This is a genomic window from uncultured Nocardioides sp. (genome assembly GCF_902805925.1).
Taxonomy (GTDB): Bacteria; Actinomycetota; Actinomycetes; order Propionibacteriales; family Nocardioidaceae; genus Nocardioides.
In genome coordinates this window covers 37,303-48,056 of the sequence record NZ_CADCUP010000048.1, presented here as the reverse complement: position 1 = coordinate 48,056, position 10,754 = coordinate 37,303, and the positions used below count along the sequence as shown (strand labels likewise).

Annotated in this window: 11 protein-coding genes and 2 tRNA genes; 3 read left to right on the top strand and 10 right to left on the bottom strand. The window is 73.1% G+C overall.

Annotated features, from left to right (window positions below; all coding sequences use genetic code 11):
• Positions 1–459: 459 nt before the first annotated feature.
• From QZX64_RS03720 to QZX64_RS03685, 8 genes are all read right to left on the bottom strand, one after another.
• The gene (locus QZX64_RS03720; RefSeq protein WP_295657064.1) at positions 460–1,506 is read right to left on the bottom strand and encodes a UDP-N-acetylmuramate dehydrogenase; all 1,047 of its coding nucleotides are present in this window, start codon (positions 1,504–1,506) and stop codon (positions 460–462) included.
• The gene (locus tag QZX64_RS03715) at positions 1,499–1,879 is read right to left on the bottom strand and encodes a MaoC/PaaZ C-terminal domain-containing protein (protein ID WP_295657062.1); all 381 of its coding nucleotides are present in this window, start codon (positions 1,877–1,879) and stop codon (positions 1,499–1,501) included. The genes QZX64_RS03720 and QZX64_RS03715 overlap by 8 nt, the downstream gene beginning before the upstream one ends.
• Positions 1,876–2,277 (bottom strand): MaoC family dehydratase N-terminal domain-containing protein, encoded by a 402-nt coding sequence (locus QZX64_RS03710; RefSeq protein WP_295657060.1) that lies wholly within the window; start codon positions 2,275–2,277, stop codon positions 1,876–1,878. Before QZX64_RS03710 ends, QZX64_RS03715 begins: the two co-directional genes overlap by 4 nt.
• Before the next feature lie 32 nt (positions 2,278–2,309).
• On the bottom strand, positions 2,310–2,780 hold the full coding sequence (locus tag QZX64_RS03705; RefSeq protein ID WP_295657058.1) for a group II truncated hemoglobin: 471 nt from the start codon (positions 2,778–2,780) through the stop codon (positions 2,310–2,312).
• Positions 2,781–2,856: 76 nt separating this feature from the next.
• The gene (gene rpmG, locus QZX64_RS03700) at positions 2,857–3,027 is read right to left on the bottom strand and encodes a 50S ribosomal protein L33 (RefSeq protein ID WP_216938500.1); all 171 of its coding nucleotides are present in this window, start codon (positions 3,025–3,027) and stop codon (positions 2,857–2,859) included.
• A 70-nt stretch (positions 3,028–3,097) separates the two neighbouring features.
• Positions 3,098–3,171, bottom strand: a tRNA-Met gene (locus tag QZX64_RS03695).
• Between the two features lie 46 nt (positions 3,172–3,217).
• Positions 3,218–3,290: transfer RNA gene (locus QZX64_RS03690), tRNA-Thr, on the bottom strand.
• Between the two features lie 57 nt (positions 3,291–3,347).
• A complete protein-coding gene (locus QZX64_RS03685; RefSeq protein WP_295657054.1) occupies positions 3,348–3,671 on the bottom strand; it encodes an amidase family protein in 324 nt (107 codons plus the stop codon).
• 93 nt (positions 3,672–3,764) lie between these two features.
• On the opposite strand from QZX64_RS03685, the gene zwf reads away from it, so the two are divergent.
• On the top strand, positions 3,765–5,210 hold the full coding sequence (gene zwf / locus QZX64_RS03680) for a glucose-6-phosphate dehydrogenase (RefSeq protein ID WP_295657052.1): 1,446 nt from the start codon (positions 3,765–3,767) through the stop codon (positions 5,208–5,210).
• Positions 5,211–5,219: 9 nt separating this feature from the next.
• Here zwf and QZX64_RS03675 read toward each other — a convergent pair whose 3' ends face one another.
• Entirely contained in the window at positions 5,220–5,804 is a 585-nt protein-coding gene (locus tag QZX64_RS03675; protein ID WP_295657050.1) for a DNA-3-methyladenine glycosylase I, read from the bottom strand.
• Between the two features lie 9 nt (positions 5,805–5,813).
• Complete coding sequence (locus tag QZX64_RS03670; RefSeq protein ID WP_295657049.1) at positions 5,814–6,782, bottom strand: pirin family protein; 969 nt, start codon at positions 6,780–6,782, stop codon at positions 5,814–5,816.
• A 163-nt stretch (positions 6,783–6,945) separates the two neighbouring features.
• Here QZX64_RS03670 and QZX64_RS03665 point away from each other — a divergent pair, with 163 nt between their 5' ends.
• Both QZX64_RS03665 and QZX64_RS03660 read left to right on the top strand, forming a co-directional pair.
• Positions 6,946–8,835 carry an ABC transporter ATP-binding protein gene (locus QZX64_RS03665; protein WP_295657048.1) on the top strand — a complete coding sequence of 630 codons (1,890 nt, stop codon included), beginning with the start codon at positions 6,946–6,948 and terminating at the stop codon, positions 8,833–8,835.
• A complete protein-coding gene (locus QZX64_RS03660; RefSeq protein WP_295657047.1) occupies positions 8,832–10,751 on the top strand; it encodes an ABC transporter ATP-binding protein in 1,920 nt (639 codons plus the stop codon). The genes QZX64_RS03665 and QZX64_RS03660 overlap by 4 nt, the downstream gene beginning before the upstream one ends.
• Positions 10,752–10,754: the final 3 nt, after the last annotated feature.

Below are 10,754 nucleotides of genomic sequence, written 5' to 3'. Positions count from 1 at the left end.
ACCGGCGCACCGACCCCGCGGCGTACACCTGGACCAGCCCGGAGGGCCACACGTACACCCGCGACGCCACCGGCACCGGGCCCGGTTGACCACCACGCCCCGCACCCCGCCGTCGGCGGGGCCCTCGGCGTGCCCCCGGCGTGCCCCGAGACAGTCCCCGGCGGCGACAGCAGCCACCATCGCCTCAAGGCCCACGGCCGGTGGCGCTCCCGGCGCACCGGCCCCGCGGCGTACACCTGGACTGAACCGGCACCGGGCCCGGTTGACCACCGCGCCCCGACACCCCGCCATCCCATGGCGGGGCCATCGGCGCGCCTGTGCGCACGACCATCGAGGACCCGGGGCGCTCTACTGGCGGTGGCGACTGTGGTCCGCCGCTCCCGGCGTGACGATGGAACCGGTGCTGTCGACGACGGCTCAGGAACGAGAGAATCAAAGAACCGGAGGACCGGGGGTCAGTTACAGCTCCAGCCCCACCAGCACCGGCTCGTTGACGAGCCGGACCCCGAACCGCGCCGCCACGCCGTCGCGCACCTCGCGGGCCAGGCCGAGCAGCTCCTCGGCGGACGCGCCGCCCCGGTTGGTCAGTGCCAGGGTGTGCTTGGTGGAGAGGCTCACCCGCCCCTGGCCGTGTCCCCGGCTGAACCCGGCGTGCTCGATCAGCCACGCCGCACTCGTCTTCAGGGTGCCGTCGGGCTGCGGCCACCGGGGGGCGTCGTCGGGCAGCCCCGCCGCCTCCTCGGGCGTGAGGAACGGGTTGGTGAAGAAGGAGCCCGCGCTCCAGGTGTCGGGGTCCTCGTCGTCGAGCACCATGCCCTTGCCGGCCCGCAGCGAGAGCACGGCGGCGCGGACGTCGGCCAGCGGGGCGCGCTGCCCCTGCTCGACGCCGAGGGTCCGTGCCAGCTCGGCGTACCGCACAGGCGTGGACAGGTCGCCCTGCGCGAGCTGGAAGGTCACGTCGAGCACCACGTGCCGGCCCGGGTCGGCCTTGAAGCGGCTGTGCCGGTAGCCGAAGTGGCAGTCCGCGGCCGCAAAGGTCCGCACGCCGCGGAGGGTGCGGTCCCACACCCGGACGCTGGCGATGGTCTGGGAGACGTCCTGCCCGTAGGCGCCGACGTTCTGGATCGGGGTCGCGCCGACGGCTCCGGGGATGCCGGAGAGCGCCTCGATGCCGACCCACCCGCGCTCGACGGCTCGGGCGACGAGGGCGTCCCAGTCCTCGCCGGCAGCGACCGTCACCAGCACGCCGCCGCACGAGACGCCGTCCTCGACGTCGGGGCGCACCCCGGTGGTGGCCACCTCGACCACGGTGCCGGGGAACCCCTCGTCGGAGACGACGAGGTTGGAGCCGCCGCCCAGCACGAGCACCGGCTCCCCGCGGTCGTCGGCGGCGGAGACGGCCTCGACGACCTCGGCCTCCGTCGTGGCGCGCTCCCACCGGGCGGCCGGACCGCCGAGGCGCAACGTCGTGTGGTCCCGCAGCAGGGTCGGGCTCTGCTCAGGCACGCACGACCGCCCGCGGCATGCCGAGCACCTTCTGGCCGCCGCTCGTGACCGTGAGCGCGACGGTGGTGAGCCCGTCCTGGACCGTGGAGACGACGCCGGCCACCTCGAGGTCCACGCCGTGCTCGGCGGGCACCACGACCGGCTGGGTGAACTTGCACCCGAGGCTGACGACCTCGGCGCCGGGGAACCACGAGTCGACCGCGCGGGCGGCCAGGGCCATGGTGTACATGCCGTGCGCGATGACCCCGGGGAGGCCGACGCTGGTCGCCACCGCCTCGTCCTGGTGGATCGGGTTGTGGTCACCGCTGGCCGCGGCGTACCGCACGAGGTCGTCGCGGGTGATGGTGAACGTCTGGGTGGCGAGCTCGCTCATGCGTCGGCCCCCTTGTGGACGAGCGTGGCGCTCGTGGTGCACACGAGCGTGCCGTCGGCGTCGGTGATCGCCGAGGTGGTGCCGATGATGTCGGCGCCGCCGATCTGGCGCAGGCTGCTGACGGTGAGCGTCGCGGTGAGCACGTCGCCGGGCACCACCGGCCGCTCGTAGCCGAAGCGCTGCTCGCCGTGGACGATGCGGTGCAGCTCCACCTGCTCGCTCTGGAGGAACGCGTTCATCGCGTCGAAGGCCAGCACGATCGGGTACGTCGCGGGCGCGGGACCGCCGGCGTACTCGCCACCGGTGGTGGCAACGAACGCCGCAACGCCCTCCTCGGTGACCGCGAAGGCGGGGGTCGGCGGGAAGCTGCGCCCCACGAGGGACTGGTCGACGGGCATGCTCCGAGGTTAGTACGCCGCCCCGCGCCGGCTCATGGCTGCCAGGGCGGTGCGACCCCCCAGCCCCACCGCGGGACCGGAGCCTGCTCGACGACCTGTGCGTCGTCCTGGGAGTTCGCCAGCGCCAGGCGGGTGCCCCACTCGACGTAGCCGACGAAGGCGGCCCGGAACTCCGGGTCGTCGGGCAGGCCGGCGTCGTCGGCGGCCAGGCTCATGGTGGTCGCGAAGCGGAGCCGCTGCTCGGGGGCGATGCCCAGGCGGCGGTGGTGAGCCACCATCCGCCCGTATCCGCCGAGCTCGTCGGTGTAGCGGGCCGCGCCGCCGAAGACCTCGACCCACCAGGTCGTCACGTGCGACCGGTGCTCCTCGGAGACACCGCCGGGGAAGAGCGGGGACAGCAGGTCGTCGTGCTCGACCCGGTCGTAGAAGGCGTCGATGAGCCGGCGGAAGGCGGCGTCGCCTCCGGCCCACTCGTGGAGGCTGGGGCTCTCACTCGTGCTCACCCGCTCAGCGTAGACGCGGCAGGGCGGCCATCCCATCGGGATGGCCGCCCTGCGACGACGTGTGGTGTGACCGGTGTCAGCGGGTCTCGCGGTGCACGGTGTGCCGGCGGTCGCGCGGGCAGAACTTCTTCATCTCCATGCGGTCGGGGTCGTTCCGACGGTTCTTCTTGGTGATGTAGTTGCGCTCCTTGCACTCCACGCATGCGAGCGTGATCTTGGGGCGAACGTCAGAGCTCTTGCTGGCCACGGGGAAGTCCTTCGTCGAATCGGGTGGTGCTGTGCGCCGGGGATCCGGCTGTGTGCTGCGTCAGTTCGAGTAGCGGGGGCGGGACTCGAACCCGCGACACCACGATTATGAGCCGTGTGCTCTAACCACCTGAGCTACCCCGCCACCAGGACAGGCTGATCCGCCAACTGTAGACGGAGTCCCGACCCAGAGCCCCTTTACGGAATCGAACCGTAGACCTTCTCCTTACCATGGAGACGCTCTGCCGACTGAGCTAAAGGGGCAACGACCGAGAAGAATACACAGCCTCCCGGGAGAGGAGAAATCGTCCTGCGGGGTGCTCAGCCCACCCCTGGATGCGGGCGAACGGGCGTGCTTCCTCCACGTCGTAGGCGAGCTCCAGCAGGAGCGCCTCGCGGCCCCAGCCGGCGGTGAGACACCATCCCCTGCGTGGCGCCGGGCCATCCGGCGCCGATCGCGGCGATGGCCGCGGGGAGCCGGTGCAGCCGGCGGCGGATGGGCCTGAGCCCGACGAGGCCGTTGACCGAGGCCGGGATCCGGATGGAGCCGCCCGTCGTGGTCGAGGTGCCAGGGCCCGCGACGAAGGCGTCGGTGCCGTGCTGGGTGGGCGTCCCGGCCACGTCGACGTTGTCCTCGAGGTACATCGGGACGCCGGCGAAGAAGCCGCCCCCACGCTCGCGGGCGTCTCATCGGCCCCGGGGCTTCTCAGCGGGCGGGCGGCGAGGCAGGGTGGAGCCATGTCGACCAAGCCCACGACCGTCGTCCTCTTCGGCGCCAGCGGCGACCTCGCCCGCCGCAAGCTGCTGCCCGGCCTGCTCCACCTCGTGCAGAGCTGCCTGATGCCCGACCTGCGCGTCGTCGGGACCTCCCTCGACGACCACGACCGTGACTCCTTCGTCGAGCTGGCCCACCAGGCGATCGTGGAGTTCGCCGGCACCGACGGCGACATCGAGGGATGGCCGGAGTTCGCCAAGATGCTGCACTGGGCGCCGGCGTCCGAGGGGGCCGCAGGCCTGCGCCGCGTGGTCGAGGAGGCGGAGGCCGAGGCCGGGTGGGACGAGCGGCCGACACGACTGCACTACCTCAGCGTGCCGCCCAAGGCGGCGCTGGCCGTGGTGGCCCAGCTCGACGAGGCCGGCCTGGCCGAGGGCAGCCGGATCGTGATGGAGAAGCCGTTCGGCGTCGACCTGGCCTCGGCGAAGGCGCTCAACCACGAGATCCACCAGGTCTTCGACGAGTCGCAGGTCTTCCGCATCGACCACTTCCTGGGCAAGGAGGCGGCCCAGAACATCCTGGCCTTCCGGTTCGCCAACGGCCTCTTCGAGCCGATCTGGCACCGCAACCACATCGACCACGTGCAGATCGACGTCCCGGAGTCGCTGGGCCTGGAGCAGCGCGCGTCGTTCTACGAGGGCACCGGCGCCTACCGCGACATGGTGGTGACCCACCTGTTCCAGGTGATGGCATTCACCGCCATGGAGCCGCCCACCGCGCTGGAGCCGGCCGCCATCAGCGAGGAGAAGAACAAGGTCTTCCGCTCGATGACGCCGATCGAGCCGCATGACGTCGTGCGCGGCCAGTACGTCGGCTACCGCGACATCGACGGCGTGGCCGCCGACTCCCAGACCGAGACGTTCATCGCGCTCAAGTGCTTCATCGACAACTGGCGGTGGGCCGGCGTGCCGTTCTACCTGCGCACCGGCAAGCGGATGGCGCAGGGGGCGCGGATCATCTCCATCGCCTTCAAGGAGCCGCCCCGGTCCATGTTCCCGCCGGGCTCGGGCGTCGGCGACCACGGTCCCGACCACCTGACCTTCGACCTCGCCGACCAGGCCAAGATGTCGCTGTCGTTCTACGGCAAGCGGCCCGGCCCCGGCATGCGCCTGGACAAGCTGTCGATGCAGTTCGCGATGCACGACACCGGCTGGGCCGGCGCGGTGCTCGAGGCCTACGAGCGGCTCATCTACGACGCCGCCCGCGGCGACCGCACCCTCTTCACCTCCGCCGACGGCATCGAGCGGCTGTGGGAGGTCTCGGCACCGCTGCTCGATAACCCGCCCATCGTGCGGCCCTACGCCACCGGCACCTGGGGGCCGAACCAGATCCACCAGCTCATCGCACCGTTCGCGTGGCGGCTGCCGTTCGAGCGGCAGTGGCGCGACCCCAACGCCGTGGGGGTCTGAGGCGCCGTCTCAGCGCCGCGAGCCGCCCCGGCGGTGGCAGCCGACGAGGTGGTCGTCCACGAGGCCCACCGCCTCCATCAGCGCGTACATCGTGGTCGGCCCGACGAAGACGAACCCCTCCTTCTTCAGCGCCTTCGAGAGCGCCACCGACTCGGGGGACGTCGTCTGCAGCTCCTCGGTGGTCTCGGGTGCGGGCGGGACCTCGGGCGCGAAGGACTCGATGAACGCCGCCAGCCCGCCTCGTTCGCGCAGCGCCACCGTGGCGCGCGCGTTGGTGACGGCCGCCGCGACCTTGAGGCGGTTGCGCACGATGCGGGGGTCGGCCATCAGGCGGGCCTCGTCGTGCTCGTCGTACGCCGCGACGGCGTCGGCGTGGAAGCCGGCGAAGACCTCCCGGAAGGCCTCGCGCTTGCGCAGGATCGTCAGCCAGGACAGGCCCGACTGGAACGCCTCGAGCGTCAGCCGCTCGAGGTAGGCGGCCTCACCGGAGACGGGCAGGCCCCACTCGGTGTCGTGGTAGGCGCGGCTCAGGTCGTCACCGGCCGCCCACGGGCAGCGCGCCAGGCCGTCCTCGCCCACGACCGGTCCGCCCATGGCCGCCACCTAGCGGGACGCGAGCCGCGCGTTGGGCAGGGCCGGTGCCGGGATCGGCGGCAGGTCGCTCACGACGCCGAAGCGGCCGTCGACGACGCCCGACCCGTCGGGGGTGATCTGCGCCTGCCACGCCTCGCGGAACCCGACGATCTCCTCGTGGGTGCGCCCCACGAAGTTCCACCACATGACGATCGACTCGTCGAACGGAGGGCCGCCGAGCAGCACCACGCGGGTGTCCCCGCGCGCGGTCACGCGCAGGACCTCACGTCCGGGTGGGACGTAGGCGAGCTCGGCCGGCTCCACCTCGCGGTCGTCCACCACGACGCCGCCGCTGTCGACCAGGACCCCGTGCTCGAACGTCGCGTCGACGTCGAGCGCGAGGGTGGTGCCGGCGGCCAGCGCGATCTCCGCCCCCAGCAGCGGGGTGTACGTCGGCACCGGCGAGGCGTGACCGAGCAGCGAGCCGAGGAACACCCGGGCGGTCCAGCCGGCGCCGGCGAGCTCGGGCGGCACGTGGTGGGAGAAGCCGGGGGCCACGTCGCGGGACTGCTCGGGCAGCGCGACCCACAGCTGCACCCCGTGCAGCTCGGTGATCCCGGCCGTGGAGATCTCGGAGTGGCTGATGCCGTGGCCGCCGGTCATCAGGTTGACCTCGCCCGGTCGCACCATGGCCCGGTTTCCGGCGCTGTCGCGGTGCTCGATCTCGCCGGTGAACAGCCAGCTCACCGTCTGCAGCCCGGTGTGCGGGTGCGGTGCGACGCTCATCCCGCCGGTCGCGGCGACCGGGTCGGGGCCGTAGTGGTCGGCGAAGCACCAGGCGCCGATCAGGGTGCGCCCCCGCGCGGGCAGGGTGCGGCGTACGTGCATGGCGCGGGGGCCGCCCAGCGGCACCTCGCGGGGCGCGATCACCTCGACGCCGCGGTCGCTGCCACCGGGGCCCATCTCCATCTCGGCCGGGTGGCGCTCGGGGTTGGTCATGGTCGGCGCCTCATGGCTGCATCCTTCCGCGGAACCGGTGAGCGCGCCACGCCCCCCGTCGGGCGTCGCCTCGTCGCTCGCGACGTACCACACGCAGCGGCCCGCTCCCGAGGGGGATATTGCGTCGCAGCCCGTCGGTCCCCCCGCCTAGGCTGAGCGGGACATGCAGGACTTCCCACCTCGGATCGCGACGTTCTTCACCGGCACGGACGACGCCCCCGGCTCCGACCCCGACACCCGGTCGCCTGCGGCGTTCCTGAGGTGGATGCTGCGCCAGCAGTGGAAGGTCGTGGCGCTCTCGTCGCTGGCGTGCCTCCTGTGGCTGCTCCCGCTGACCTTCGGGCCCTACATCTTCGGGCGCGCGGTCGACGAGGGCATCCTCGGCGGCTCGACCCGTGACCTGCTGACCTGGTCGGGCATCATGCTCGCGGTCGTCTCGGTGGGCGGCGTGTTCGGCGTCGTCTTCCACACCCTCATCGTCCGCACCTGGCTGATCAGCCTCTACGGGACCACGAAGATGGTGACCCGCAAGATCGCCCAGATGGGCCACGTCCTGCCCCGGCGCTCGCCCACCGGCGAGGTGCTCAGCGTCGCCTCCAGCGACTCCGACGAGTTCGGTGCGCTCACCGAGATCCTGGCCCGCTCCATCGCGCAGCTGGTCTCCTACCTCGCCGTCGCCGTGATCGTGCTCTCCACGTCCTGGGAGCTCGGGGTGCTGGTGCTGTCTGCGGCCCCGGTGCTGCTCGCGGCCGCCCTGCCGCTGCTGCGCCCGCTGCACCGCCGCCAGCAGGTCGAGCGCAGCCGCAACTCCGAGCTGACCTCGATGGCCACCGACATCGTGGCCGGGCTGCGGATCCTCCGCGGCATCGGTGGCGAGCAGACCTTCGGCCGCAACTACGCCCAGCAGTCCCAGCTCTCCCGCCGCGCCGGCGTCTCCTCGGGCATCTGGCAGGCCGCGGTGGAGGCCGTCGGTGTGCTGTTCTCCGGCGTCTTCCTGGTGAGCCTGGTGTGGCTGGGCACCCGCCAGGTGCAGTCCGGCGACCTCACCGTCGGACAGCTCGTGAGCTTCCTGGGCTACGGCCTGTTCATGATCGGGCCGATCCGCACCTTCTTCGAGCTTGCCCAGAAGGCGACGCGGGCCCTGGTCAGCGCCCGCCGCGCCATCACGATCTTCGAGCAGCGCCCGCCGTGGCGCGAGCCCGCCCGGCCCGTGCCCCTCGACGGCGGCGCCGAGCTCGTCGACGAGATGAGCGGCTTCACCGTCCGCCCCGGCCTGCTGACCGTGGTCGTCGGTGCGGTGCCGGAGCAGACCGCCGCCCTGGCCGACCGGCTCGGCCGCTACCTGCCCCCCGACGTCGACCCCGTCGGCGAGGACGACGGCGCCGGGCTCAAGGGCCGCGCCGCGCGGCAGGCCAGGGCCGAGCGGGAGGCCCGGCGCGCCCGCATCGCCGCCCGCGACGAGGAGGCGGCGACCCGCGAGTGGGGCGTGCGCCTGGGCGGCGTCGACCTGTCGGCGGCCCGCCTCGACGACGTACGCCGCACGGTGCTGGTCAGCGACACCGGCAGCGGCCTGTTCGCCGGCACGCTCCAGGACGCCATCGACCCCCACGGCCGGCTGACCCGCGAGCAGGCGGAGGCAGCGCTGCGGGTGGCCAGCGCCGAGGACGTCTACGACGCCCTGCCCGAGGGCTGGCAGGGCCAGCTCGACGAGCGCGGCCGCGGGCTCTCCGGCGGACAGCGGCAGCGCGTGGTGCTCGCCCGGGCCCTGGCGGCCGACGCACCGATCCTGGTGCTGGTGGACCCGACCTCCGCCGTCGACGCCCACACCGAGGCCCGGATCGCCGAGCGCGTGACCGAGCTGCGCCGGGGCCGCACCACCGTGGTCTGCACGGTGTCGCCGCTATGGCTCCACCACGCCGACCGCGTGGTGCTGGTGCACGACGGCACGGTGGTGGCCGAGGGGGAGCACGCCGACCTGCTCGACCACGACCCGGCCTACCGCCACGTGGTCGCCCGGGCCACCGACGACCTCGACGAGGGGGTGCCGCGATGACCGACCTGCTCGCCACCTCCGCCGACACCTGGCGCGACCGGGCCCTCGACCCCCCGGTCGTCCCCGCGGAGCTGGTGCCGCCGAGCGACGCGTCGGTCCCCGAGCGCAACGCCGCCCTGTGGCGGCGCCACGCGCTGCGCCGTCAGCGCGCCGACGACGTCTACGCCGCCTCCCGCAACCCCGAGCGCGGCTGGCCGGTGTCGGGCAACCGCGCGGTCCTGACGTTCTTCCGCGACCTGGTCCGCACCCGGCGCGGCATCTTCACGGCGCTGGTCGTCCTCAACGCCCTGGCCGCGGCCACCGCCCTGGTCGTCCCGCGCCTGCTCGGCGAGCTCGTCAACACCACGGTCGACGGCGGCGGCGGGCTCCCGCTCGACCAGCTCGCCCTGGTCATCATCGGCGTGGTGGTGGCCCAGGCGGGCCTGACCTTCGTGGCCCAGCGCACCTCCGCGATCTTCGGCCAGGACCTCCTCTCCACCGCACGCGAGTCGGTGGTGCGCACGATCCTGCGGCTGCCGTTGGGCGCCGTCGAGAGCGCCAGCACCGGCGACCTGGTCACCCGCGTGACGCGCGACGTCGGCACCATGAGCCGCTCGGTCCAGTACGGCCTGCCCATGGCGATCATCTCGCTGCTGACCGTGGTGCTTTCGGTCGTCGCGATGCTGCTCAACTCCGTGGTGCTCGCCGTCCCGGCGCTGGTGGTCTTCGCCACGTGCGGGCCGGCCGTGCGCAGCTACCTGCGGCGGGCGCCCAAGGCCTACATCGCCGAGGGGGCGACGTACTCCCGCATCAACACCACGCTCACCGAGACCGTCGAGGGTGCCCGCACCCTCGAGGCACTCGGGCTCTCGGGGCTGCGGGTCGGTGCCGGCGACGACGACATCGAGGTGTCCGCGCAGGCAGAGCGCTACGGCATGACGCTGCGCAACATCCTGTTCATCTGCCTGAACTTCGCCTTCCAGCTGCCCCGGGTCGTCACGCTCCTGGTGGGCGCCTACGCCTACCACCGCGGCTGGGCCGACCTCGGCCAGATCACCACCGCCGTGCTGTACGTCGAGGCGCTGGCCGACCCGCTCGACCGGCTCATCGGCGAGATCGACCGGCTCCAGGTCGGAGCGGCGTCCACCAGCCGCCTCCTCGGCATCGCCGAGGTGCCGCCCGACCGCGAGCCCGGCGACCGCCTGCCCGACGGGGTCGACCTCGTCGCCAGGGACCTCCGCTTCGCCTACCGCCCCGGCCACGACGTGCTCCACGGCGTCGACCTCGAGCTCGCGGTCGGCGAGCGGCTGGCGATCGTGGGCCCCAGCGGCTCGGGCAAGTCCACCCTGGGCCGGCTGCTGTCGGGCATCAACCGGCCACGCACCGGCAGCGCCACGGTGGGCGGGGTGCAGCTGGTCGACCTGCCGCTGGAGGTGCTGCGCACCGAGGTCGCGCTGGTCACCCAGGAGCACCACGTCTTCATCGGCTCGGTGCGCGACAACATCGTGCTGGCCCGCGAGGACTCCGACGACGACGCGGTCCGCCAGGCGCTGGGAGCGGTGGGCTCACTGGCGTGGGTCGAGCGGCTGCCGCAGGGCCTCGACACCGTCATCGGCTCGGGCCGCTACTCGCTCACCCCCGCCCAGGCACAGCAGGTCGCCCTCGCCCGGCTGATCGTCGCCGACCCCCACACGCTGGTGCTCGACGAGGCGACGTCCCTCATCGACCCCCGCACCGCCCGCACGCTCGAGGGGTCGATGAACTCCCTGCTCGAGGGGCGCACGGTCGTGGCCATCGCGCACCGCCTGCACACCGCCCACGACGCCGACCGCATCGCGGTGGTGATGGACGGCCGGATCGTCGAGCTCGGCAGCCACCACGAGCTGGTCGACCTCGACGGGCAGTACGCCGCGCTCTGGCGCGCCTGGACCTCCTGAGCG